The organism is Brevundimonas poindexterae (genome assembly GCF_020524625.1).
Lineage (GTDB): Bacteria > Pseudomonadota > Alphaproteobacteria > Caulobacterales > Caulobacteraceae > Brevundimonas > Brevundimonas poindexterae_A.
In genome coordinates this window covers 130,001-154,934 of record NZ_JAIVLL010000004.1, presented here as the reverse complement: position 1 = coordinate 154,934, position 24,934 = coordinate 130,001, and the positions used below count along the sequence as shown (strand labels likewise).

Annotated in this window: 22 protein-coding genes, 1 tRNA gene and 2 rRNA genes (1 of these 25 only partly in view); 7 read left to right on the top strand and 18 right to left on the bottom strand. The window is 65.9% G+C overall.

Features of this window, described 5'->3' with window-relative positions; translation table 11 throughout:
* The 3 genes from LC068_RS12715 to LC068_RS12705 all read right to left on the bottom strand — a co-directional run bounded on the left by LC068_RS12715 (position 1) and on the right by LC068_RS12705 (position 1,587).
* Complete coding sequence (locus tag LC068_RS12715; protein ID WP_226637751.1) at positions 1 to 597, bottom strand: YdcF family protein; 597 nt, start codon at positions 595 to 597, stop codon at positions 1 to 3.
* A 27-nt stretch (positions 598 to 624) separates the two neighbouring features.
* The gene (locus LC068_RS12710; protein WP_226637749.1) at positions 625 to 819 is read right to left on the bottom strand and encodes a hypothetical protein; all 195 of its coding nucleotides are present in this window, start codon (positions 817 to 819) and stop codon (positions 625 to 627) included.
* Positions 820 to 882: 63 nt separating this feature from the next.
* On the bottom strand, positions 883 to 1,587 hold the full coding sequence (locus LC068_RS12705) for a type 1 glutamine amidotransferase (RefSeq protein WP_226637746.1): 705 nt from the start codon (positions 1,585 to 1,587) through the stop codon (positions 883 to 885).
* A 58-nt stretch (positions 1,588 to 1,645) separates the two neighbouring features.
* Here LC068_RS12705 and LC068_RS12700 point away from each other — a divergent pair, with 58 nt between their 5' ends.
* A complete protein-coding gene (locus LC068_RS12700) occupies positions 1,646 to 1,954 on the top strand; it encodes an antibiotic biosynthesis monooxygenase family protein (protein ID WP_226637744.1) in 309 nt (102 codons plus the stop codon).
* A gap of 105 nt (positions 1,955 to 2,059) precedes the next feature.
* Positions 2,060 to 2,395: a DUF6966 domain-containing protein gene (locus LC068_RS13920; protein WP_404825218.1), complete on the top strand. Its 336-nt coding sequence runs from the start codon at positions 2,060 to 2,062 to the stop codon at positions 2,393 to 2,395.
* A 65-nt stretch (positions 2,396 to 2,460) separates the two neighbouring features.
* Here LC068_RS13920 and LC068_RS12695 read toward each other — a convergent pair whose 3' ends face one another.
* Positions 2,461 to 2,766: a hypothetical protein gene (locus LC068_RS12695; protein ID WP_226637742.1), complete on the bottom strand. Its 306-nt coding sequence runs from the start codon at positions 2,764 to 2,766 to the stop codon at positions 2,461 to 2,463.
* Between the two features lie 88 nt (positions 2,767 to 2,854).
* Complete coding sequence (gene rlmJ / locus LC068_RS12690) at positions 2,855 to 3,679, bottom strand: 23S rRNA (adenine(2030)-N(6))-methyltransferase RlmJ (protein WP_226637740.1); 825 nt, start codon at positions 3,677 to 3,679, stop codon at positions 2,855 to 2,857.
* 126 nt (positions 3,680 to 3,805) lie between these two features.
* On the opposite strand from rlmJ, the gene LC068_RS12685 reads away from it, so the two are divergent.
* From LC068_RS12685 to LC068_RS12675, 3 genes are all read left to right on the top strand, one after another.
* Positions 3,806 to 4,273 (top strand): surface-adhesin E family protein, encoded by a 468-nt coding sequence (locus tag LC068_RS12685; protein ID WP_226637738.1) that lies wholly within the window; start codon positions 3,806 to 3,808, stop codon positions 4,271 to 4,273.
* A gap of 69 nt (positions 4,274 to 4,342) precedes the next feature.
* Positions 4,343 to 5,359, top strand: coding sequence for a DNA topoisomerase IB (locus LC068_RS12680; protein ID WP_226637736.1), 1,017 nt, complete (start codon positions 4,343 to 4,345; stop codon positions 5,357 to 5,359).
* An 84-nt stretch (positions 5,360 to 5,443) separates the two neighbouring features.
* Positions 5,444 to 5,842, top strand: coding sequence for a hypothetical protein (locus LC068_RS12675; protein WP_226637734.1), 399 nt, complete (start codon positions 5,444 to 5,446; stop codon positions 5,840 to 5,842).
* Here the strand turns inward: LC068_RS12675 and tdh are convergent, their stop codons facing one another.
* The 10 genes from tdh to LC068_RS12625 form a co-directional block, all read right to left on the bottom strand.
* On the bottom strand, positions 5,843 to 6,895 hold the full coding sequence (gene tdh / locus LC068_RS12670; RefSeq protein ID WP_209119900.1) for an L-threonine 3-dehydrogenase: 1,053 nt from the start codon (positions 6,893 to 6,895) through the stop codon (positions 5,843 to 5,845).
* Complete coding sequence (locus LC068_RS12665; protein ID WP_226637732.1) at positions 6,892 to 8,082, bottom strand: glycine C-acetyltransferase; 1,191 nt, start codon at positions 8,080 to 8,082, stop codon at positions 6,892 to 6,894. The genes tdh and LC068_RS12665 overlap by 4 nt, the downstream gene beginning before the upstream one ends.
* Before the next feature lie 63 nt (positions 8,083 to 8,145).
* Positions 8,146 to 9,018: a DUF4232 domain-containing protein gene (locus LC068_RS12660; protein WP_226637730.1), complete on the bottom strand. Its 873-nt coding sequence runs from the start codon at positions 9,016 to 9,018 to the stop codon at positions 8,146 to 8,148.
* A 97-nt stretch (positions 9,019 to 9,115) separates the two neighbouring features.
* Positions 9,116 to 10,132, bottom strand: coding sequence for a serine hydrolase domain-containing protein (locus LC068_RS12655; protein WP_226637728.1), 1,017 nt, complete (start codon positions 10,130 to 10,132; stop codon positions 9,116 to 9,118).
* Positions 10,129 to 11,019 (bottom strand): SDR family NAD(P)-dependent oxidoreductase, encoded by an 891-nt coding sequence (locus tag LC068_RS12650; RefSeq protein ID WP_226637725.1) that lies wholly within the window; start codon positions 11,017 to 11,019, stop codon positions 10,129 to 10,131. The genes LC068_RS12655 and LC068_RS12650 overlap by 4 nt, the downstream gene beginning before the upstream one ends.
* A 36-nt stretch (positions 11,020 to 11,055) precedes the next feature.
* Positions 11,056 to 11,688 (bottom strand): TetR/AcrR family transcriptional regulator, encoded by a 633-nt coding sequence (locus LC068_RS12645; protein ID WP_226637774.1) that lies wholly within the window; start codon positions 11,686 to 11,688, stop codon positions 11,056 to 11,058.
* A gap of 100 nt (positions 11,689 to 11,788) precedes the next feature.
* Entirely contained in the window at positions 11,789 to 13,417 is a 1,629-nt protein-coding gene (locus LC068_RS12640) for an AMP-binding protein (protein ID WP_319002519.1), read from the bottom strand.
* Positions 13,354 to 14,997, bottom strand: coding sequence for a carboxylesterase/lipase family protein (locus tag LC068_RS12635; RefSeq protein WP_226637723.1), 1,644 nt, complete (start codon positions 14,995 to 14,997; stop codon positions 13,354 to 13,356). The genes LC068_RS12640 and LC068_RS12635 overlap by 64 nt, the downstream gene beginning before the upstream one ends.
* A complete protein-coding gene (locus LC068_RS12630) occupies positions 14,994 to 16,340 on the bottom strand; it encodes a spinster family MFS transporter (RefSeq protein ID WP_226637722.1) in 1,347 nt (448 codons plus the stop codon). Before LC068_RS12630 ends, LC068_RS12635 begins: the two co-directional genes overlap by 4 nt.
* A gap of 3 nt (positions 16,341 to 16,343) precedes the next feature.
* On the bottom strand, positions 16,344 to 18,662 hold the full coding sequence (locus tag LC068_RS12625) for a TonB-dependent receptor (protein WP_226637720.1): 2,319 nt from the start codon (positions 18,660 to 18,662) through the stop codon (positions 16,344 to 16,346).
* A gap of 383 nt (positions 18,663 to 19,045) precedes the next feature.
* On the opposite strand from LC068_RS12625, the gene LC068_RS12620 reads away from it, so the two are divergent.
* Together LC068_RS12620 and LC068_RS12615 are read left to right on the top strand one after the other, a co-directional pair.
* Positions 19,046 to 20,329 carry a hypothetical protein gene (locus tag LC068_RS12620; RefSeq protein ID WP_226637718.1) on the top strand — a complete coding sequence of 428 codons (1,284 nt, stop codon included), beginning with the start codon at positions 19,046 to 19,048 and terminating at the stop codon, positions 20,327 to 20,329.
* Positions 20,330 to 20,338: 9 nt separating this feature from the next.
* The gene (locus tag LC068_RS12615; protein ID WP_226637716.1) at positions 20,339 to 21,829 is read left to right on the top strand and encodes a spinster family MFS transporter; all 1,491 of its coding nucleotides are present in this window, start codon (positions 20,339 to 20,341) and stop codon (positions 21,827 to 21,829) included.
* A gap of 71 nt (positions 21,830 to 21,900) precedes the next feature.
* Here LC068_RS12615 and LC068_RS12610 read toward each other — a convergent pair.
* From LC068_RS12610 to LC068_RS12600, 3 genes are all read right to left on the bottom strand, one after another.
* A tRNA-Met gene (locus LC068_RS12610) sits at positions 21,901 to 21,977 on the bottom strand.
* A 103-nt stretch (positions 21,978 to 22,080) separates the two neighbouring features.
* A 5S ribosomal RNA gene (gene rrf, locus LC068_RS12605) occupies positions 22,081 to 22,195 on the bottom strand.
* A gap of 84 nt (positions 22,196 to 22,279) precedes the next feature.
* Positions 22,280 to 24,934, bottom strand: a 23S ribosomal RNA gene (locus tag LC068_RS12600); it runs 130 nt beyond the window's last position.

The following is a 24,934-nucleotide window of genomic DNA, read 5'->3' as shown; positions in this document are numbered from 1 at the left end:
CTATTGGCCGATCACGATGTACTGGGCAAGAAACCAGGTTTCCCGCAGAAGGAACGGCGCCTGCGTCTTGGCTGAGCGATAGCGCGAGCTCGGTGTCGGAGAGGGGTCTGCATTCAGACCTTGTCGGGCCGCGACGACCATCGCCCTGCGCATGTGAAGGGGGTCCGAGACAATCAGGACAGTCTCGGCCCGTCTGGCGTCGAGGAGCGGGCGGGCGAAGGCCAGGTTCTGGATCGTGGTCCGTGACCGCGTTTCAGCCAGAACAGAGTCCGCCGGGACGCCCTGACGGATCAGCCACTGACGTCCCGCGTCCCCCTCGCTGAGCGCGTCTCCGGGCCCCCGCCCGCCCGTCACCACGATCAGCCTGACCCGTCGTTGAAGGTAGAGGTCGCGCGCATGACGCAAACGCGCCTCAAACACCGGTGACGGCACAGTGTCCGAGACGGCCGCACCAAGCACGATTGCCGCATCGGCGTTGCCGCCGGCGTCCTTGCCCGCATAGGTCACAATCGAGATCGCGAGGACCAGCCACGCGGCGGCCAAGGCCAGAAGACTGAAAGCCAGCCAGCGCGCGGGACGAGCCCGGCCGGGCTTCAACGCTCCGGACATCGGGAGCCTCGCGCCTCAGCTGTTGAAGAAGACGCGGTAACAGGCGCGTTCCTGGCAGTAGTAGACCGAGCCATTGTTGGTGACATAGCTGCCGGTCGCGACGGACTGCGCACGGGTGGGGGCGGCGTTGAAGGCGAGGCCGATCAGCACGCCCATGCCGATCAGAAGGGCGGCGAGCAGAAGGTCACGGGCTTTCAGGGTCAGGGTCATGGCAGGTCTCCGGATTGAGACCTGACGCTAGCCGATTTTTCGCGGCGCGCACCTGACGAGTTCCTACCCCTTCAGGAAGGTGCGGATCCAACGGCCGACGGCATCGCGGTCGTTGTCACCCTTGAGGGTATCCAGCGCGGGATCGACGCGGTCGGCGCCGATGCGGTCCCGGCGCCCCTCGGCCAGGGCGGCCGCAAAGGCCGGGGTGAATTCCGGGTGACACTGCATGGAGATGGCGTCGTCGTCCCAGGCGAGGCCGGCGAAGGGGGTGAAGTCGCTGGACAGGATCACGCGGGCCCCGGCCGGTCTTTCGACCACCTGATCCTGATGCGAGACGGGGATGGCGATGGTCGACAGGGGCGGTTGCATCCACGGCTCGGTCGCCTGGACATCATAGCGATGCAGGCCGACGCCCCAGCCGCGATCCGACTTTTCGACCCGGCCGCCCAGGGCCTGGGCCATGGCCTGATGGCCGAAGCAGATGCCGACCATGCGGGTCCGGCCCTTCGCCGATGCGATCCAGTCCAGCAGGCGACCGATCCAGGGTTCGCCGTCATAGACGCCCGCGGGCGAGCCGGTGATGATCACGCCGTCGAACGCCTCGGGGTCCGGCGGCGGGCTGTGGCGCACATCCACGCCGCGCGTCTCGAATTCCTCGCCCAGCAGGCGCCGGAACATCTGCGGATAGCGGCCATGAGCGGGTGCCAGATCCGAGGGCGGCGCGCCGGTCTCGAGGATGGCGATGCAGGGCTTTCGAGGCTCGGTCATGGGGCCGATATGGACCGGCGGGCACGACTTGGTAAGGGGGATGGTCTATGGGACGGCCATGTCCGACGCCGATTCCGACACTGTCGTCCTGATCAATGTCTACAAGTGCGACCCTGCGCGTCAGGATGCCCTGATGGACGCCCTGACCATGATGGTCGGGCGCCAGCGCGGGCTGGACGGCTTCGTTTCGGCGACCTTGCATCGCGGCCTGAACGGCAAGGTCTGCGCGGTGCATGGCGTGTGGGCCAGCCGCGAGGACTGGAAGGCCATGACGCGCCACCCGGCCATCGTGGAGGCCATGAGCCCGATCATGGGCATCGCCACATTCGAGCCCAATCTGTACGAGCCGGGCGAGACGTTCGGCTGAGCCCGTGTACTCGTAAGTAGCGCGCGATGCCCCGAAAAGCGGACTGGCGGACTGTCCGCCAAGGGTGGAAAGCGGACATCGCTACATCTACAGTCACTGTCTGGGATGGGGGGTGCAATGTTCCGATGGTTGCGGCGAAAGTCGGCTGACCTTCACCCCGAGGTGGCGCACCTCGCTGCGTTGATGCGGGAGATTGAGGACGTCGTGCGTGGCGGAGGTGCGGCTCGTTGGGCAAATCAGGTCTCTCGGTGCGCCGATATAGTCGAACGATCCGACGGTTATGGCGTTGAGCGCTTTCTTCAGCTCTACGGTGGAATGGGGTCCATCAACGACCTATCGCTTCATCGCAACGGCGTTCCGTTGGTTGAGGAGAACGATCGATTAGGGCAGTTGCTCAGTGAAGCTTTCGAGCTTGCCAGTCGGCTGAAACGCTCCAGCTAACGTCCGCAATGGGACGAGACCAGACTGTCGCCTGAGGCCGGAAAGCGGACCTCCAACGGGAAACGTCACTTGCAGGCGGGTGGCGGAACTTCGATGCGGCGGATCGTGCCTCGCTCATCGACCAGGATCACCCGCTGCAAGCAACGCCCTACGACCGAATGCCATCTCTCCCGGGCGCAAGCGGTGGACTGCAAGGCTTCTCCCGGACGACACGCGAACCCGGCATCACGGATCACCGTCAGCGCGTCCTCGGTTGGCATTCCCGGCTCGACAATCTGAGAAACCTCAAGCTCGATCTGGTCCCGGGGCTCCGGGGCGCAACTCGCAATGACCGGCAACAGCAAAATAACAGCAAGGCGGCGGACGATCATGCTCTACCCTCGCGCTTCATCAAGAGGTCCGCAATGGGTCGAGAGCGGTCACTGACTTGCTGCCTGTAAGCGGACGGCATCGGCGATTCTATGGGGAGGCCCACCAGACCTCGGCGCGGGCGCCGGTGTCGCCCAGGGTCTTCGCAACCCAGCCGCAGACTTCCTGCGCCACCGCCTCGGCCCCTTCGGGCGGGTTGAGCATGACGAGGGTGCAGCCGTTCATCTTCATCGGATTGGTCAGGGGCCGCAGGCGAGCCTCGGCCACCAGGACGGGGCCGGGCTTGCCGGCCGACAGGCGGCGCAGGAAGCCGTCGAAGGTCTCCATGTCCTTGAGCGGCGTCCAGATGGCGACGGTCGCGGTCGGGTCGCGCCGGGCCACAGCGGCGGCCGCATCAGCTGCGCGTTGATAATCGTCGGCCTGTTCAAACGGCGGGTCGATCAGCACCAGCGGACCGCGCACGCTGGCGGTCGCTCCGGCCAGGGCCTCATAGCCGTCGGCCGCCTGACCCGTCGCCCGGGGGTGATCGGCGAGCGCCTGGTTGAGCAGCTCGACCACCGGCGGGTTCATCTCGAAGCCGACATAGGCGTCCCCCTCGCGCAGGCGCCGGGCGACCAGCAGGGGCGAGCCGGGATAGAAGCGCACGCCGCCGTCAGGGTTGAGGGCCGTGACCTCCTGCGCCAGAGCTTTGATCGCGGGGGGCAGGGTCTCGCTGGCCATCAGCCGGGCGACGCCTGCCTCGGCCTCGCGCGAGCGGACGGCATCACCGGTCAGGTCATAGAGGCCGGCCCCGGCGTGGGTGTCGATGACGGTCAACGGCCCCCGCGCCTGCATCCGCTCGACCAGCCACAGCAGCAGGGCGTGCTTGACCAGATCGGCGAAGTTTCCGGCGTGAAAGCTGTGACGGTAGTTCATGGAGCGGGGCGTGATCCTGATCAAAGCTGATTGGGGGACGCTATGGCATTGCAGGGGCGCGACGGGAATGCTGAATTCCGATGGAAGCCCGGTCGAGCCGGGACAGCTGTATTCCGAGGATCGACCATGAAGTGGCTGGCAGTTGCGATCACCGCCTGGGCGCTCGCCGGGGCAGCACAGGCGCAGGACTGGGTGTATGCGGCCCACGGCGGCGGTTCGGCCCAGGGGTATGACGCTGACAGTGTGACCCGCAGCGGGACCCTTCGCACGGTGGACGTAGTGGTCGTGGCGGCCGAAACCCAGACCCTGCCGAGCGGGCGGACCTGGGATTATCTGGTGACCCGGGAACAGCTCGACTGCACGAACTTCCGGCGGCGGGTCATGACCTCGACGACGCATCGGTTCGGCCAGCCCCAGCCCACAGAAGTCCATACGGAACCGGGCCAGTGGCTGGAGCCTACGGTTGCCGGATCGGTCAGCGGTGTGTTGGTCCGGGGCGTATGCTCCGACACGCGCCCGGACAGCATGGGCTTTACGACGGCTGATGACTTTGCCCGGGCGGCCCGGCGGGTCTTCGAGGGCGGCGCCGCCTAGAACTCTGCCGGAGGAACCGGGGGGCGGACGGCCGCGTTGCCGATCCGCCATGACCCGCGACGCGCCGCAATGACGGCCTCCCTCCTCAGCGATACCGAAGCAGACCTGCCGCCGGGGCTGACCTGGTGCAGCGACGACCATGCCGGTTTTTCGCGCAGGCGCGCGGGCAAGGGCTTTGCCTATCTGGATCGCAAGGGCGCTGTCATCCGTGACCCGAAGGTCAGAGCGCGCATCAATGCCCTGGCCATTCCGCCAGCCTGGACCGACGTATGGATCTGCCCGCGCGCCAACGGCCATATCCAGGCCATCGGGCGGGATGCCAAGGGGCGGAAGCAGTACCGCTATCACGCCGACTGGAGCAGCCATGCGTCGGAGTCGAAATTCGACCGGCTGCCGGCCTTTGCGCGCGCCCTGCCCCGGCTGCACGACCGGGTAGAGGCCGATCTGAACAAGCGGGGGCCGTGCCGCGACAAGGTGCTGGCCACGGTCGTGCGACTGCTGGAGCTGACGCTGATCCGGATCGGCAATGCCCGCTATGCGAAGCAGAACCGGTCCTACGGCCTGACCACGCTGAACAAGCGGCATCTGGAGGTGGACGGCGCCTCCCTGACCTTTGCCTTTCGCGGCAAGAGCGGCCAGAGCCACGAGGTGTCGGTGCGCGACCGGCGGCTGGCGCGCGTGATCCGCACCCTGCGCGAACTGCCCGGCCAGCCGGTGTTCCAGTACCGCGATCCGGAGGGGGACCTGTCGACCGTCACCTCGGATGCGGTCAACGCCTATATCCGCGAGGCCATGGGCGAGGACTTTTCGGCCAAGGATTTCCGCACCTGGGCGGCGACCCTGTCGGCGGCGCGGGTGCTGCGCGAGACCGAGCCTGCGACCTCGGCAACCGATGCGAAGCGCAAGCTGACGGCCTGTTGCCGCACGGTGTCGGGCCTGCTGGGCAATACGCCGACGGTGTGCCGGTCGTCCTATATTCACCCGGCGGTGCTGGAAGCGTTCGAGGACGGCAGCCTGGCCGAGGCCCTGCCCGGACCGGAGGCCAAGTCCTTTGAACCGAAGCTGATCCGGATGCTGGCCCAATAGAGCCACAAAGCTGACCGCCTATTCACTTGAGCAAATCGCGGAACGGCGGTTTACGGACCTCTCCTGTCGGAGGGATACCTGAAAATGAAACTGTCCAACCTGTTCCTGCGTCTGGCCGTCGCCTTTGCCCTGCTGGGCGTCGGTCTCGGCTACGTCATGGGCGCCACGCACGAGTTCACGCTGGCCCCTGTCCATGCCCACATCAACCTGCTCGGCTGGGTGTCGATGTTCCTGTACGGCCTGTTCTACCGCACCGCCCCCGAGGCGGCGGCAGGTTGGCTGCCGAAAGTCCATGCCGCCCTGGCCATCCTTGGCTTGCCCGTCATGATGATCGGCCTGACCATCCAGCTGCTGGGCGTGCCGTCGCTGATGGCCGTCGTGCCGCCGATGATGATCGCCGGCCCGACCCTGGTGGTGCTGGGCATGGTCGCCTTTGCCGCCGTGGTGTTCCGCGCGACGGGCGACCGGCTGGTGGCCGCCTGATCAGGCGGCTTTCGACCAGTCCAGAACGACCTTGCCCGACTTGCCCGACTTCATGACCTCGAAGCCGTCGCGGTACTGGTCGTAGGCCAGCTGGTGGGTGATGAGCGGCTGAAGGTCCAGTCCGGCCTTCAGCAGCCCCAGCATCTTGCGCCAGGTGGTGAACATCTCGCGGCCGTAGACGCCCTTGATGGTCAGGGCCTTGAGGATGATGGCGCCCCAGTCGGTCTCCATCGGCTTGGACGGAATGCCCAGCAGCGCCAGGCCGCCGCCCATGATCAGGGTGTCGACGCACTGTTTGAAGGCCACCGGGCTGCCCGACATTTCGAGGGCGACGTCGAAGCCGACCTTCATGCCCAGCTCGGGGATGACGTCGTGCAGGTCTTCCTTGAGCGTGTTGACGGTGCGCACGCCCGGCGCAACCTTTTGCGCAAGATCGAGTCGGAAGTCATTGATATCGGTCAGGACCACCGTGCGCGCGCCGGCGTGGCGGGCGACGGCGGCGGCCATGATGCCGATCGGGCCGGCGCCGGTGACCAGCACATCCTCGCCCAGCAGGTCGAACTGCTGCGCCGTGTGGACGGCATTGCCGAACGGGTCGAGGATCGAGCCGATCTCATAGGGGACATCATCGGGCAGCTCGATCACATTGAAGGCCGGGGCCACGACATATTCGGCAAAGGCGCCCTGGCGGTTCACGCCGATGCCGCGCGTGGCCGGATCGAGGTGGAAATGGCCGGCGCGGGCCGCTTCGGAGTTCAGGTCGATGACATGGCCCTCGGCCGAGACGCGCTGGCCGACCTTGAGCGGGCGATCCACGTCCTTGCCGACCGAGACGATCTCGCCCGAGAACTCGTGGCCGGTGATCATGGGCACGGGCACATTCTTTTGCGACCACTCGTCCCAGTTCCAGATGTGGATGTCGGTGCCGCAGACGGCGGTCTTGTGGACCTTGATCAGCACATCCTCGGGACCGGCCTCGGGGATCGGGGCGTCGATCAACTCGAGCCCTTCGGCGGCGCGGGTCTTGGCAAGCGCCTTCATGGTGTCGGTCATTTGATCACTCCCAGTTCCTTGCCGGCCGTCTTGAACGCTTCAACGACCTGATCGATCTGGTCGAAGGTGTGGGCGGCGGACATCTGCGTCCGAATGCGGGCCTGTCCACGCGGCACCACGGGAAAGCTGAAGCCGATGACATAGACGCCCAGCTCCAGCATGCGGGCGGCCATGTCCTGGGCGAGGCGCGCGTCGCCCAGCATCACCGGAATGATCGGATGCTCGCCGGGCAGCAGGTCGAACCCGGCCTCGGTCATGGCCGTGCGATAGCGGGCGGCATTGGCGAACAGCTGCTTGCGCAGGGCGTCGCCCTCCTCGCCGGCGGCGATGCGGATGGCCTCGAGCGAGGAGCCGCAGACGGCGGGGCTGAGGGCGTTCGAGAACAGATACGGCCGGGCGCGCTGCTTCAGCAGGGCCACCACCGGAGCGGTCGCACAGATGAAGCCGCCCATGGCCCCGCCCAGCGCCTTGCCGAAGGTGCCGGTGACGAAGTCGACCTTGACCCCGCAGTGGGCATAGGAGCCGCGTCCCTGCGGGCCCATGAAGCCGGTGGCGTGGCAGTCGTCGACCATGATCAGGGCGTCGTACTTGTCGGCCAGGGCGCGGATCTCGGCCAGCTTGGCGACATAGCCGTCCATCGAGAAGGCGCCGTCGGTGGCGATGATGATGTCGCGCGCGCCGTCGGCCCGGGCCTGCTTCAGCTGGGTCTCGAGGTCAGCCATGTCGGAGTTGGCGAAGCGGTATCGCTTCGCCTTGCAGAGTCGCACGCCGTCAATGATTGATGCGTGGTTCAGGCTGTCGGACACGATCGCATCCTCGGCCTCGAACAGCGGCTCGAAGATGCCGCCGTTGGCATCAAAGGCGGCCGCGAACAGGATGGTGTCCTCAAAGCCGAGGTAGTCGGCGATGGCGCGCTCCAGCTCCTTGTGGATCTCCAGCGTGCCGCAGATGAAGCGCACAGAGGCGGTGCCCGCGCCCCAGCGTTCCTGGGCCTTGATGCCCGCCTGGACGACGCGCTCGTCGCCCGCCAGACCGAGATAGTTGTTGGCGCAGAAGTTCAGCACCTTGCGGCCGGCGACCTCAATCACCGGCCCCTGTCGCGAGGCGATGATCCGTTCGGGCTTGGTCAGGCCCTGGGCGTCGATGTCGGCCAGTTCGGCGGCGATGCGGTCGTGGAAAGCGGTCATGGGCGCTCCGCTAGACGGTTTTGACGGCGGCATAAAGCCCCGCCCGCCCTCACACCTTCGGCATCAGTTGGCGGGCGTCGGGTTTTCGGTGGCCCGGACCTGACCCACCTTGATGCGACCACCGCAGACGGTCATCTCGGTCTGCTGCGTCAGGGGCGCCGTATCGCCGGGCGCCGTGACCCGGAGACCTTCGGTGACCGGGCAGCGCGTCTCGCCCTCGCTCTCGTGGGGCACGACATTCCAGCCGATGTCGAAATACGCCTTGCCTCCCGCAGCCAGTTCGACCGGGTGCGGCGGCTCGGCCGGATCGCCCTGCATCCAGGGATCGGCGCGCACGCTGACAACAGGGCGCCCCTCCTCATTCATCAGGGTCACGCCGGGATAGCCCGTGATGCTGCACGTCTCGGTCCCGGCATTGCGCAGCGACAGGATCATGCCGCGATTGCCGGCCCCGGCATCGGACTGTTCGATCTCGAGGGCCAGTTGCGGTCCGGCACAGGCCGGGGCCTTGGCCATGGACTGGGGATTGCTGGCAGGGGTCAGGGGCTGGCCCTTGCGTACGCAACGCTCCAGCTCGATGCCCTGGGGACGACCTTCGGCATCGAGGCGGCTGAGGCGGCCTTCCTCGCGGCCGTCGCGGTTTGCCGACCACCACTCCAGACCGGGCCCGGCATAGCGGGCGCCGCTGCCCGAACTGACCGGACGCAGGCGGTAGGATTCGCCCTCATAGGTCAGGGCGGCGGTGCGATCCTTGGCGTAGATGACCGAGAGGCTCTTGCCGCTCTCGCAGTCGTAGGCGATCGAGACGCCCGTGACGGCACCCTCGCCGGGCGACGGCGCCTCGACCGGTTCAGGCGGGTCGCGGCGGTCGGGCGAGCAGGCCGCGACAAGCGCCAGACTGCTGACGGCCGCCCACAGGCCCGCGGTGCGCTTCATCCGCATGATCATGACATCGACCCTCCCTGCTACAGCTTCACTATAGCGCATCGGAGGGCGTTCGGGTTGCCCGCGTCATATCGGGCGTGGCAGACCTTCAGCCGAGGGCGGCCACCGTGTCGGCGATCAGGCGATCGGCAAAGTCGGTCGAGGCGGGCGGGTCGCCCTGGCGCACGACGATCAGATCGCGCGACGGCACGACCAGGATCACCTGCCCCCCGGCGCCGAGCGCGGCATAGGTATCGTGCGGGGACGTCGGGAAGCGACGGCCACCCGGGCGGCCGAAGACGTCCAGCCCCTCCTCCGCATTCACCCACCAGAGCAGGCCGTAGGACCGGTTGATCGGCTGGGAGGCGCTGACCATGCGCGCCACATAGTCGGCGGACACCAGCCGGCCACCCTGCCACTCGCCGCCCTGCATGACCATCCGGCCGAAGGTCCAGAGATCGCGCGCGGTCGAAGCGGCCGAGTAGTAGTTGGTGACCGGGCCGCCTTCGCCCTGCCCCTCGCTGGTGATCCAGACCGTGTCCGTCATGCCCAGCGGCCCAAGCAGTCTGCGGCCCGCATAGGACTCGATGGTCTCGCCGGTCGCGCGCATCAGGATGTGGAACAGCAGGTGATAGGCCGCCGTATTGTAGGCCCATTGGGTGCCCGGCGGATGGGCCAGCGGCGCGGCGCCGTTGATCGCGAACTGGTCGCCGGTCACGCCGCGGAGGGCGAGGCCCGTATCGTCCAGCCCCGAGGTCATGCTGAGCAGATGATGGAGGGTGATGCCCGCGCGGGCATCGTCTCGCCAGGCCGGGACGAAGTCGGCTGCGGACTGATCGAGGCCGTCGATAAAGCCGTCATCCAGCGCCATGCCGAACAGGACGGCGATCATGCTCTTGCCGACCGAGGCGACTTCGCGCGGGCGGTCAGCGGGCCAGTCGGCCGCATAGCGCTCGGCCAGAACCGCGTCACCCCGGGCGATCAGCACCGAGGAGGCCCGGTCGGCCATGGCCCGGTCGACGATCGCCGTCAGGTCCGGTGACGCCATGGCCATCCCCCGCGTGGCGCAGGCGGCCATCAGACCACCCGCTCCGATCAAGGCCCCGCGGCGGCTGAGGGCGGTCATGTCGTCGCGTCCGCCAGGGCATGGCGCTCGGCGCTGGCGACCTCGCGCTCGGCCTGCATGAAGCCATAGGCGGGGACCAGGGCCTCGCGGTCGTCGCACACCTGGTCCCAGGCCGCCAGCAGGCGCTCGCCGGCCTCGGGGCCGCCGCCGATGAACTGGCCGGGGGTCAGGGTGACATAGGCCCGGGCGAAATGGCCGGCGCCCGCGCAGATGATGGCGCGGGTGGGGGCGTCGTCGACGACCAGCGGCAGCAGGGCGGGGCTGACCAGCGCCGCATCCAGCTGTTGCAGGGCGGTGTCGGACAGCACGCCTTCGGTCATGCCGGTGGCCGCCGTGGGCGCCAGGCAGTTGACCCGGATGTCGTATTTGTCGCCCTCGATGGCGAGGGTCTGCATCAGGCCGACCAGACCCATCTTGGCCGCGCCATAGTTGGCCTGGCCGAAATTGCCGTACAGGCCCGAGGACGAGGTGGTCATGACGATGCGGCCGAAACCCTGCTCGCGCATGGCCGCCCAGACCGCCTTGCAGCAGATGGCGGCGCCGACGAGGTGGACGTCCAGCACCAGACGGAAGGCATCCATCTCCATCTTGGCGAAGCTCTTGTCGCGCAGAATGCCGGCGTTGTTGATCAGGATGTCGACGCGGCCCCATTCCGACAGGGTCCGGTCGACCATGGCCTGGACCGCCGCCTCATCGGTGACCGAGGCCGCCACGCCGAAGGCTTCGCCGCCCGCAGCCTTGATCTCGGCGGCCACGGCATCGGCCGCCTCGCCATTCATGTCATTGACCACCACGCGGGCACCCTGACGGGCCAGGAACAGGGCGTGCTGACGCCCCAGCCCTCCGCCTGCGCCGGTGACAATCGCGATTCGTCCGTCGAGCCTCATGGGCTGTACTCCCCCTTACTGAAAAAATGGATGGACCTAGGCCGGATCCGAGTCGGTCTTCGGCTTGCAGATCGACAGGAAGCCGGCGGCCATGAAACTGGCCATGCGGGCCTTGATGGCCTCGAAATCCTCGCCGTCGCACAGGCCGCCGGACAGGCGGTTGATCCGGCCCGTGCGGGCCAGGCTGAGCATCAGGGCGCCGGTCACGAAGTGGTAGCCCCAGAAGATATCTTCCTCGGCGCAGCCCGGCAGGGCCTTCTTGAGGATCTCGATCAGGCGCAGGACCACCGGGTCGAAGTGGTAGTCCATCAGCTCGGCGCCGTAGGGGGTGTTGGACACCTGGGCGCCCAGGGCGCCGTAGTTCTTCCAATTCTCGCCGCCCTGGCCATAGAGGTCGAGGTCGGTGTCGAGGAAGGCGCGCAGGGCGCCCTCGACCGTCGGCTTGCCCCTGGTCGCGGCATCATAGTCGTCGAGCGCGCGCATCCGCAGGGTGCTGGTCACCTCGGCCCGACGGGCGATGACGGCGTCGAACAGCTTCTTCTTGTCGGTGAAATAGTAGTTCAGCAGCGTGTGGTGGACGCCCACCCGCTGGGCCACATCCTTGAGGGTGACGCCGTACAGGCCGTGCACCGAGAACAGATATTCGGCGGCGTCGAGGATCTGCTCCATCTTGTCCGCGCGCTGCTCGACCTTGGTCCGGCGGCGGCGCTTGGGCGCAGGCGTGGGCGAGTCAGCGGTCTGGCGGGAAGCTTTGATTTTGGGCCTCGGTTCAGCAATCGCCATAGTCAACTCTCAGTCGCATCTTGTCGATCTTGCCGGTCGCGGCCAAGGCCATCTGGTCGACGCGGATGACCGTATCGGGAATCCACCACGGCGCGACCCTGCCGCGCAAGGTCTCGAGCAGTTCGGTGTCGCTGACGTCGGCGGCCTCGCGCGGCTGGATGACCAGCACGGGGCGCTCGCCCCATTTGGAATCGGTGCGCCCGATGACGGCGGCCAGCGAGACCGACGGGTGTTCGTTGATGACGGCTTCGATCTCGGCCGGATTGATCCATTCCCCGCCGGACTTGATCAGGTCCTTGGCGCGGCCCGTGATGACCAGATTGCCCGCGCGGTCGATGCGGGCAAGGTCACCGGTCGGGAACCAGCCGTCGTCGCTTGTCGCCTTTTCCGACTGGCCGAAATAGCGGTCGATGACGGCGCCGCCGCGGACATGCAGATGCCCCTCGGCCTCGCGCTGTTCAGGCAGGGCGCGGCCTTCGGCATCGGTGATCAGCAGGTCGACCCCGATCGCCGGGCGGCCGGACAGCTGGGCCGAGCGGTGCGGGTCCACCGGCGGCGCGCAGGTGCCCAGAGGCGACAGTTCGGTCATGCCCCAGCTGGTCTGGACGGCGACGCCCAGACGCTGCTCGATGCGCTCCATCAGGGCCGGGGCCATGGGGGCACCGCCCACGATCACACGCTGGAGGGTGGGGGTTTCGCCCCCGTTGGCATCGAGGTGCTCGACCAGACCCAGCCAGACGGTGGCGATACCGACGGCCAGGGTGGCGCCCTCGTCGTTGATCAGCCGTGCGAGGCTGGCGCCGTCCAGCCAGCGGCCAGGCAGGACCAGACGCGCGCCCGCGGCCGGCGCCGCGAACGGCAGGCCCCAGGCATTGGCATGGAACATGGGCACGGCGGCCAGCACGCTGTCGGCGGCGGTGATGCCCATGACGTCGGCCTGCAGAAGGCGCAGGGTGTGCAGATAGCTGGAGCGGTGGGTGTAGCTGACGCCCTTGGGCGCGCCGGTGGTGCCCGAGGTGAAGCATAGACCGGACGGCTGGGTTTCGGGGAAGTCACCCCAGACGACGCCGTCGCCGGTTTCGCCCTCGATCAGCGACTCGAGATGGTCAGCCCCCGGCCCGGCGCCGTCGATCACCAGCAGACGCTCCAGCCTGGGCGCACGGCTGACGATGCGTCGGGCGACCGGCTCCAGGTCGGCGCTGGCGATCAGCAGCCGGGCTTCCGACTGGGTCAGCATGGCGACCAGCTGGGCCTCGGTCAGGCGAGGGTTGAGCGTATGGCACACCGCCCCCATGCCCATCACGGCATACCAGGCCTCGACATGGGCCTGGCTGTTCCAGGCGAGGGTCGCCACGCGGTCGCCCTTGCCAATGCCCAGCCCCGCGAGGGCGGCCGACACGCGGCGGCTGCGGTCGCGCAGCGCGGCATAGCCGATGCGCTCGACCCGTCCCTCGCCCACCGCGGTGACGACCTGACCGTCCGGGCTCCAGCGGGCCGCATGGTCGAGGAATTTGTCCAGCGTCAGGGCATAGTCCTGCATATCCCCGTCGATCATGGGCAGCCGGGGGCGGCAGGCGGCAGCGGCGGCGAGATGACGCCGAAGTTCCAGTTCCACGGAATCCCGCCGGCGGCGCGACGGCGACAGACCACCGTCTCGTGCAGCTCGAACATGCCCGGCATCAGGCGCTGGCGCACCACCGGGGTCTCCTCGAAATGCATATAGCTGGCGGTGCGGCCATAGGCAGGCCAGTCGGGCTGGCCCTCTGCCACGGGCTGGCCGGTGCGGGCGAAGCTGAGCCAGTAGGACATCATGGCGTCCGACATGGCGTTCTGGACCGGCGTGTCCGGAATGGCCGGCCAGCGCGGAGGCGTCCGGTCGCGATTGCCAAAGACGAAGGGGATCTCGGCCGCGTGGAAGGCATGCAGGCCGGCGTCGTCAGCGGCCGGATAGCCGTGGTCGAAGAAGTACATATAGGCGTTCTGGCCCAGCGCCGTCTGGGTCCGCATCAGCCGCTCGGCGGTCCAGCCGTAGAGGGCATCGCGCGGGGTGGCGAGCATGCTCTCGGCCATGTCGTCGGACGGATAGAAGGACAGGAAGGTGTCGGCCAGTTCGCCGTAGCGATCCCGGATTTCCTTCTCATAGGCAGCGGCGTCGGCCGGGGCCGGCGGCACGAGGAAGCGCAGGGTGCGGATTTCCCCCTGGTTGAAGCCGGCCAGCAACGGTACGGGCGCCTGCTTGCCCTGTTCGAACACCTCGGCCAGCTGGGCCGGCAGATAGACCCCGTCGATATTGCCGAAGGGCGCATAGCCCGCGTCACGGGCGGCGACCGTCAGCGCCTGGGCGTCCATGGCCCGCAGTCCCGCCAGATTGGTCTGCCCCAGCTGTCCCTGCAGCCACCAGCCGAGCCCCTCGGCCGGCACGTCGCCGTGGGTGCGCGAGCGCAGTTCGGGCATGGAGAGCATATAGGCGCTCTGGGCGATGGCCTTGTCGAACAGGCCCTCGGCTTCGGGCGAGGCCATCAGATACATGACGCTGAGCGCGCCCGCCGACTCGCCGGCCACGGTGACATTGTCGGCGTCCCCGCCGAAGGCCCCGATGTTGTCCTGCACCCATTTCAGGGCGGCGATCTGGTCCTGCAGGCCGTAGTTGCCCGAGACCTTCTGGCGCGACTCGGCGCTCAGCTCGGGGTGGGCCAGATAGCCCAGCACGCCGAGGCGATAGTTGATCGTCACCACCACCACGCCCCGGGCCGCCATACGGGCACCGTCATAGGCCGGCTCGCTGCCGGCACCGGTGACCAGCGATCCGCCGTGGATCCAGACGAACACCGGCGCATCTTTGGCGTCCTCGGGCGCCCAGATGTTGAGGAACAGGCAGTCCTCGCTCATCGTCGGGGCTTCGCCCGCATAGATGCTCTCGCCGCGCGCGACCGGCTGGTGGCAGGCGGCGCCAAATTGGGTGGCGTCGCGAGTCTCGCGCCAGCGCCGCATCTCGGCCGGAGGACGCCAGCGACGCCAGCCCGTGGGCGGGGCCGCATAGGGAATGCCCTTGAAGATGTTCAGGCCATCCGCGGACACGCCCCGGACGGGGCCCGCAGGGGCGTCGACGACCGGCGGCGTCTGGGCGCCCGCCGGGGTCGTGGCGCAGGCGGTGAGCGCCAGCGCCACGACCAGGCTTGTGAGTGCGCGGATCATCGTGCGGCCTCCTGTGCCGTTTGACGACGGATCTTGCCGACCATGCCGAGGAACATCGCGATCGCCAGCACATAGAAGGCGATCAGGGTGTAGAGGGCGATCTGCAGGGAATTGTCCGGGAAGCCATTGGCGCCGAAGAAGTCACTGGCGAAGCCCAGATAGGTCGGCCCGAGACCCAGGCCGATCAGGTTCATGACCAGCAGCAGCAGGGCGCCCGACATGACGCGCTGATCCGGGCGAACCGTCTCCTGGACCAGGGTGATCGACGGCGACAGGTAGAAATAGTTCAGCGCCATCGGCACGGTCAGGAAGGCCAGCGACATTTGCCAGGTCGGAGCCCAGACAAAGCCCGCGTAGAAGGGCACGGCGATGATCAGGCCGATGGCAGGGATCCACGCGTAGGCCGTCTTGGAGCGCTTGGCGAACATGTCGATCAGACGCCCCGAGATCAGCATGCCGAGACTGACGCAGATGCCGACGACCAGGGCGTACCAGAGCGCGACCTGTTCCAGCGTCATGCCCTTCTCGCGCATCAGGAACAGGACAGCGAAGCCCAGCAGGGCATAGGTGACGAACTGGGTCGCGCCGCAGGCCAGCGAGATGCCGCGCAGGGTCGAATTGGCGAAGAACATATTGAGCGTCGCGACAAAGCCGGCCCGCGGCGCCGCAACGGCTTCCGCGGTCGGAACCGGCTCGGCGACAGGCTCGGCGGCGGGGGCCACGTCCAGCCCGCCCTTCTTGGGCTCGCGAATGCCGAACCAGACGACCAGGGCCGTCACGACACCGGCCACACCGACCCAGATGAAGGCGTCGCGCCAGGAATAGTTGGCGGCGATGGAGGCCCCGAAGGCCACGCCCAGCGCCGAGCCGATCGGCGGCCCAAGGTTGAACAGGGCGAGCGCCATGCCGCGGGTGCCCGAGGGGAAATAGTCGGAGATGATGGCATAGGAGGGCGGCACGCCGCCGGCCTCACCCACACCCACCGCCATGCGCGAAACCGCCAGCTGACCGAAGTTGGTGGACAGGCCACAGGCGGCGGTCGCCGCACTCCACAGGGCGCAGGCGATGGCCAGCACCCGGACGCGATTGGTCCGGTCGGCCAACCAGCCGACCGGGATCGCCAGAATGCAGTAGAAGGCCGCAAAATAGAGCCCGCCCAGCAGGCCTAGCTGGCTGTCCACCAGACCCATGTCGTCCTGGATCGGCTTGGCCAGGATCGACAGCAGCTGCCGGTCCAGGAAGTTCAGAACATAGACGAAGCACAGGATGGCGAGGGCGATCCAGGCCCGGGCACCCGGACGCGCAGGGCGCGCGTCCGGGGCGACAGGAGACGATGCCGTCATCGATCAGTACTCATAGCTGAGGCGGATCCCGACGGTGCGCGGCCGGACCCGACCGTAGCGCCCGTCGATGAAGGCTTCAGGGTGCACATAGTTGACCGACTGATCGTCGAACAGGTTTTCGACATAGGCCCCGACCACATAGTTGTCGAAGGCGAAGGCCAGGGTCCCGTTGACGAAGGTATAGCTGTCCACCTCGTCATAGGTCGGCAGCGGGATGTTCGGCTTGCCGGGCGTATTGGGGAAGGCGTTCGGATAGCCGCCCACATGCGAGATCGCCAGTGAGGCATTGCCCGTCACGTTCGAGGTCGGGAACCATTCGTAGTTGATGCGCACCGAGCCCGAAAACTCGGGTCCGGCCAGAGGCGCCCCGAGCACAGCTCCGGAGATGGCCGCTTCGGAGGCCGTCAGGTCATCGACCTCGGTCTTGTTCCACGAGCCGTTCACGGCAACCGTCCAGCCCTGGGCCGGCAGGGCGACCAGGGCAACCTCGAGCCCCTTGCTGGTGGCGCCGCCGATGTTGGTTGCGAACTGGATCGAATCGGACACGCGGTTGGCCTGGACCTGGATGTCGTTCCAGTCGATCCAGTAGACGGCCGCATCCGCGAACAGGCGGTTGTTGAACCATCTGCCCTTCACGCCGATCTCATAGTTGATCAGCTCGTCCGAGGTGGCACCGTACGGGATGACGATGTCGGTGGGGTCGATGGTGCTGACCGCACCGGCCCGGGCGTTGACGATCGGCGGACGGAAGCCGGTCGAATAGGAGGCATAGGTGGTGATCGACGGCGTCGGACGCCAGGACAGGCTGAACCGGTAGGACGGCCCTTCTTCCTCAACCTTGACCCCTTCAGCCGCCGCATAGGGACCGGTGACGGTCAGCGGGATGCTGCTGGCGTTCAGGGTGCCGAAATAATAGGCCGCATAGGCCGCATAGTTGTAGGCGACGGTCAGATAGTTGGAGTTGTAGCCGCCCTCCTCGGTGAAGGCCTGGGCGTCGGTCTTGCCGTAGCGGATGCCCGCCGTCGCCCACAGGTCCGGGTTGAAGCGGTAGGTCAGCTGACCGAAGGCCGCGATTTCATGGCTGATGAAATGCGAGGCGAACCGCTGGTAATACTCGTCCGGCAGACCGGAGAGCAGATAGTCGTCGAGGAATTCCTGGTTGGACCGGTAGCCATAGTCCACGTCCCGACGCTTGCGGAAGTAGAAGGTGCCCACCGACCAGTCGAAGGCGCCGCCGGGATCTGAAACCAGCCGGGTCTCCTGGACGAAGGTCTCGTCCCAGGCATCGGCGTCGAGGGCGAACGGGAAGGCCTGGTTATAGCTGCCGGCCAGGTCGACGTAGAACAGGCCTGTGTAGTCCGAGAAGGTCGTCGAACTGGTCAGGCGCGCGCCGTCGAACTGGTATTCGAAGGTCGCATTGTAGTTGGTCATGTCGCTCTGGAAGCGGTCCGGGCGATCGGTGAGCCGGACGAACTTGCCCCGGTTGGGATTGGTCAGGGACGAGTCATGAGGGTTGGACACCTCGTTCGAGACCAGAAACCGGGCGACGAAACGGTCGGTCGGCTCCCACTGCAGGATGGCGCGACCGCCGTATTGGATCAGGGTGTTAGAGTCCTCGATGCCGGTGCCGACGTTGTCGACCCAGCCCTCTTCGTTCCGCGAGAAGCCCACCACGCGGATGGCCAGTTCGTCCTCGATCAGGGGCACATTGATCATGGCGTTGTAGCGCTGACGCAGTCCGTGGCTCTCGTTCATCTTGCCGATGTCCATCAGGAACGAGGCATCAAAGCCGCTGGCATCCGGATCGTGGGTCAGGATGCGCAGGGCGCCGGCCAGCGAGCCGGAGCCGAACAGGGTGCCCTGCGGCCCGCGCAGGAATTCGATCCGCTCCACGTCATAGAGGCTGGGGTCGAGAATGGTGGAGTTGCCGTTCGACGAGATCGGCAGCTCGTCCAGATAGATGGCGACGGTGCTCTGCAGGTTGGCGCCATAGCCGTTGGTGGCCACGCCCCGTGCGGAGAAGTTGTTGAAATTGGCCGAGGCCCGGTTGAGCGTCACGCCGGGCGTGGCGATGGCGAGGCCGTCGTAATTGACGATGCCGCGCTCGTTCAGGTCTTCCTGCGACAGGGTGGTGACGCTGATCGGCACGTCCTGGGCGCGCTCGGTCCGGCGGGTCGCGGTGACCACCACCTCCTCCAGCGTCGTCGCCCGGTCCTGGGTGCGGTTGGTCTCGGGGTCCTGCTCCTGCGCCTGGGCGAGGCCCGGGGTGAGGACGGCAAGGGTGGCGGCGGCACAGGCCGACGCGAGAAGTGTCGCTTTCATAGAAATCCCTCCCTACGCCGGTCATGAACGCCAGCGCTTGACCAGAGAGGGACACGAGGATCAGCCCCTGTCAACATTCGCTATCACGTGCGTGAATGTTTTCACTGTTCACCCGGACGGGCGATTTCGCCCGGACTTCCCGGACATTGAGGCATTTCAACACGATCCCTCCCCTATTCACCGAAACAGGAAATATTTTGGTTCACGCTCACGTGAGTGAAATTTGACACAGGCAGCGCGACGTGCCCCTCTTCGCCCAACAGAGCGCCGAACCAAATGGCGCCGGGAGGATCGGGGCCGGACGCCATCGGCCCAAAAGGGAGGGAGGCCTTCATGTCCAATTCCGGACTGCAGGAGCGTACCCAAACGCGGGAGCGGGGCCGGTGAGGCCGTCGCGCAGGGGACTGCTGCTGGGGGCCGGCACGGCGGGGCTGGCGCCCTTCGCCACAGCCGGAGAAGTCCTTCTGGACGACGCCTGGCATCAAACGATTCTGGAGCGCTATGCCGCCTTTGGTGACAAGGCGACCGGCGGGCCGGGTGACATGGCCACGGGCGCCTGGCTGGAGGATGAGCTGACCCGGCTGGGCTTTCAGTGCCACCGGCATGCGTTCGTCTCGCCCTTCTTCGATGCCGATCAAACCACCCTGACCATCGAGGGGCACACTGCGGCGGTCATTCCGCAGGCCCCTGTGACGCCGACCGGGCCCGAGGGGCTGAGCGCGCCGCTCGCCCTGTCGTGGGGCAGCGGGCGGCTGGACGGCCGGATCGCGCTGATCGTGCTGCCCTCGCGACGCTGGTCGAGCGCGCTCGACGGACTGATCCAGACCCGGCTGAACGATGTCTGGGGCCGGGGGGCGATCGGCGCGGTACTGATCACCACGGGGCCGACCGGCGATGCGCTGGCGCTCAATGCCCCGGCGCGGCTGCCTCCGGGGGCGGGTCCCATCGCCGTGCTGGCCCCGAACGACTCGGAGCCCTTCCTCGACGCGGCCGCCGAGGGGCGGACCGGGCGTCTGGTTCTGTCGGGCACGGCCGGACAACGCCCGGCCTTCAACCTGTCCGCGCGACTGTCGCGGGGCGCGGACAAGGCCGTGGTGCTGTCGACGCCGCGGTCGGGCTGGTTCACCTGTGCCGCCGAGCGGGGGTCCGGCATCGCCGTCTGGCTGGCGGCGGCGCACTGGCTGGTCCGACGCCACGATCCGTTCGACGTGGAACTTGTGGCGATCAGTGGCCACGAATACGAGAACCTGGGCGGCGAGCACTATCTCGAGGCGCTCGCGCCGAAGCCCGAGCGTACCCGGCTGTGGGTGCATGTCGGGGCCAATCTGGCGGCGCGGGATTGGCACAGCTATGGACGCGAGCTACGCCCCCTGCCCGGCCCGGACGCCCAGCGCTACCTGCTGGCCAGCCCGGACGTCGCCGACAGTTTCGCCCGCGCCTATGCTGGCCAGCCGGGACTCGAGGCCGTCTATCCCGCCACGGTCGAGAACTCGGCCGGCGAACTGACCAACATCCTCAGGGCCGGCTACCCCAGCGCCGCCGGCTTCTTCGGCAATCACAAATTCCACCACAGCCGCAATGACGACCTGCGCTGCGTGACGGGGGCGCTGGTCCGGCCGGTCTCCGAGGCGCTGCGACGGGCGCTGGCCGACATACTGGCCTCGTAAGGATCTGTCATGACCCAGCCGCCCCTGGCCCGCCCGCTCCACTCCTCGCAGTACAGGGCGCTGGTCCTGGGGCTGTTGCTGCTGGCCTATATTTTCAACTTCATCGACCGGACCATTCTGTCGATCCTGGGCCCGGCCATCCGCGTTGAGCTGGGCCTGACCTCGACCCAGATCGGCATGCTGGGCGGCCTGTATTTCGCCCTGCTGTACACCTTGCTGGGCATACCGATCGCGCGCCTGGCCGAGCGCCACAGCCGGGTGAACATCCTGACGGTATCGCTGGTGGTCTGGTCGGCCTTCACCGCCCTGTGCGGCATGGCCGGCAGCTTCCTCACCCTGGCGCTCTGCCGGTTCGGCGTGGGTGTGGGCGAGGCCGGGTGTTCGCCGCCCGCCCACAGCCTGATCAGCGACTATTTCCCGCCGCACCGTCGCGCCTCGGCGCTGGCCATCTACGGACTGGGCGTACCGCTGGGCATGATGTTCGGAGCGGCCGCAGGCGGCTGGCTGGCCCAGACTCTGGGTTGGCGCTGGGCCTTTGTCGTCGTCGGCCTGCCCGGCATCCTGCTGGCCGTCGCCTTCAAACTGCTGGTGCGCGAGCCCCCGCGCGGTCACGCCGATCAGGAAATGGCGCTGGCGGCCGGCCTGCCGGTCGAGGCCCCTGTTCCCCCGGCCCCCTGGTCGATCGGCCATGAGGCGCGCGAGATCGGTTCGGTCGTCCGGGCCTTGTTCGGCAAATGGCCGGTGCTGCACATGGCGCTGGGCATTACCCTGGTCTCCTTCGGCCTCTACGGGTCGGGCCAGTTCGCGCCGCAGTATTTCGTGGCCGCCTTCGGGCTGGATCTGACGACCGTCGGCCTGATCATCGGCCTGATCGGCGGGGTGGGGGCCAGCATCGGCACCCTGGCCGGCGGGTTTCTGGCCGATCGGCTGGCCCGGCGAAATGCCGCCTGGTACGCCCTGACCCCGGCCATCGGCCTTGCGCTCTGCACACCGCTCTACATCCTGGCCTATACCCAGGCGAACTGGCAGGTGGCGGCTGCCCTGCTGCTGCTGCCGGGCCTGTTCCAGTACACCTATCTGGGCCCGACGTTCGGTGTGGTGCAGAACTCGGTCGACGTGCGACGGCGGGCCACGGCCACGGCCGTGCTGTTCCTGTTCCTCAATCTGATCGCGCTGGGCGGCGGGCCGCCCTTTACCGGCTGGGTCATCGACCAGCTGGCCGGTGTGCGCTTCAGCCACGCGGACCTCGGCGGGGTCTGGAGCCTGATCGGCGGGTGGCTGGGCGGTCGGGTGTCGGATGCGGCCGGTTTTGCTACGGCCTGCCCCGGCGGCGTAGCGCCCGAAGGATCGGATGTGGGTCTGGTGACGGCGTGTCGAACGGCCCTGACCGACGGAACACGGGGCGGCCTGATCGTCACCTTCCTGTTCTACGCCTGGGCGTCGGTCCACTACTTCCTGGCCGCCATCGGCATGGCCCGCCACCTCGCCTCCCGGACCTGATCCGGGAGGACCGGCAAACAGGCCCCATACGCAGAAACGCCGCCCGGGGGACCGGACGGCGCTGTAAAACTTGGGTGCGGGAGCAGGATTTGAACCTGCGACCTTCAGGTTATGAGCCTGACGAGCTACCGGGCTGCTCCATCCCGCGTCGAAGATGGAAAGGGAAGATGTGAAGGAAGAAGGTTCGAGACATGTCCCCGAGGCACAAGCGGCTTCAGGCGACATCGTTTTAATCCCTATCTGACTGGTAGACCCGGCAGCGACCTACTCTCCCGCGCCTTAAGACGAAGTACCATCGGCTCTGGAGGGCTTAACGACCGAGTTCGGAATGGGATCGGGTGGGGAACCTCCGACATAGCCACCGGGTCAACCAGGCAGATAGGGGATTAAATGAGAAGACATCGTCGCGATTATTATCGGCAAGTAAAACCGAATGAGTTTTGCTGAGAAACGATCAAGCCGATCGGATTATTAGTACCAGTAAGCTTCATGCGTCGCCGCACTTCCACACCTGGCCTATCAACGTGGTAGTCTTCCACGATCCTCAGCGAAGCCTTGTTTTGAGGTTAGTTTCCCGCTTAGATGCTTTCAGCGGTTATCTATTCCATACATAGCTACCCTGCTGCGCGGCTGGCGCCACGACAGGTCCACCAGAGGTATGTCCATCCCGGTCCTCTCGTACTAGGGACAGATCCTCTCAAGCTTCGAACACCCACGGCAGATAGGGACCAAACTGTCTCACGACGTTCTGAACCCAGCTCACGTACCACTTTAAATGGCGAACAGCCATACCCTTGGGACCTGCTCCAGCCCCAGGATGTGATGAGCCGACATCGAGGTGCCAAACTTTGCCGTCGATATGGACTCTTGGGCAAAATCAGCCTGTTATCCCTAGAGTACCTTTTATCCGTTGAGCGATGGCCCTTCCACGCGGGACCACCGGATCACTATGGCCGACTTTCGTCTCTGCTCGACTTGTCAGTCTCGCAGTCAGGCGAGCTTATGCCATTGCACTCGACGAGCGATTTCCGACCGCTCTGAGCTCACCATCGCGCGCCTCCGTTACACTTTGGGAGGCGACCGCCCCAGTCAAACTACCCACCACGCCATGTCCCGGACCCGGATAACGGATCTCGGTTAGACGTCAACGACAGTAAGGGTGGTATTTCAAGGATGGCTCCACCAGAGCTGGCGCCCCGGTTTCATAGCCTCCCACCTATCCTACACATACGGTCGCTAACGCCAAGGCGAAGCTATAGTAAAGGTTCATAGGGTCTTTCCGTCTGACCGCGGGAACCCCGCATCTTCACGGGGAATTCAATTTCACTGAGCCTGTGCTGGAGACAGTGGGGAAGTCGTTACGCCATTCGTGCAGGTCGGAACTTACCCGACAAGGAATTTCGCTACCTTAGGACCGTTATAGTTACGGCCGCCGTTTACCTGGGCTTCAGTTCGGAGCTTTCACTCCTCCCTTTAACCTTCAGGCACCGGGCAGGCGTCAGACCCTATACGTCGCATTGCTGCTTCGCAGAGCCCTGTGTTTTTGCTAAACAGTCGCTACCCCCTGGCTTGTGCCACTCATTTCTGGTTGCCCAGAGTGAGTCACGCTTATTCCGAAGTTACGCGTGCAATTTGCCGAGTTCCTTCAGCACAGTTCTCTCAAGCGCCTTGGTATGCTCTACCTGACCACCTGTGTCGGTTTCGGGTACGGTCTCTGCTGGAGTTATTTCCAGGGACAGCTTCGCTGCCAGGACAATCCAATAAGCCCTGACAACTTACGCCATCCGTCACTTCCAGCTGGTGCAGGAATATTTACCTGCTTCCCATCGACTACGCTTTTCAGCCTCGCCTTAGGGGCCGACTAACCCTGCGCAGATTAGCTTTACGCAGGAACCCTTGGTCTTTCGGCGACAGTGTTTCTCACACTGTTTATCGTTACTCATGTCAGCATTCTCACTTCCGATACCTCCAGCCAACCTCACGGTTGACCTTCACAGGCTTACGGAACGCTCCGCTACCGCTTGCAGTAAACTGCAAACCCATACCTTCGGCGAACGGCTTTAGCCCCGTTACATTTTCCGCGCAGGATCGCTTGATCAGTGAGCTGTTACGCTTTCTTTAAAGGATGGCTGCTTCTAAGCCAACCTCCTGATTGTCAAAGCAATCCCACATCGTTTCCCACTTAGCCGTTACTTGGGGGCCTTAGATGATGGTTAGGGTTGTTTCCCTTTTCACGACGGACGTTAGCACCCGCCGTGTGTCTGCCCGATAGCTCTCTTGGGTATTCGGAGTTTGGTTAGAATTGGTACCGCTCGCGCAGCCCGCATCCATCCAGTGCTCTACCCCCCAAGGAGTTCGTCGGACGCTCTACCTAAATAGATTTCGCGGAGAACCAGCTATGTCCAGGTTTGATTGGCCTTTCACCCCTATCCACAAGTCATCCCAGAATTTTTCAACATTCACGGGTTCGGACCTCCAGTAAGTGTTACCTTACCTTCATCCTGCTCATGGATAGATCACCTGGTTTCGGGTCGTCATACGTCGAACTTATCGCCCTATTCAGACTCGCTTTCGCTACGCCTACACCTAACGGCTTAAGCTTGCTCGACACATGAAGTCGCTGACCCATTATACAAAAGGTACGCCGTCACCCCGCATGGGGGCTCCGACTGCTTGTAGGCTTCCGATTTCAGGATCTGTTTCACTCCCCTTGTCGGGGTGCTTTTCACCTTTCCCTCACGGTACTTGTTCACTATCGGTCGCAGAGGAGTACTTAGGCTTGGAGGGTGGTCCCCCCATGTTCAGACAGGATTTCACGTGTCCCGCCCTACTCGAGTCTCTTGCTGTTTGACGGCTACGGGGCTGTCACCCGCTATGGCCGATCTTTCCAGATCGTTCGCCTTTATTTCACAAGAGCACTGGCCTGGTCCCGGTTCGCTCGCCACTACTACGGGAGTCTCGGTTGATGTCCTTTCCTCCGGGTACTGAGATGTTTCAGTTCCCCGGGTTCGCTTAATAACCCTATGTATTCAGGTCATTATACCTTTCAACAATCCGCCAATCCGTACCCTCCCGAGGGAGAGCAAAGTTGGAAGACTGTAAAGG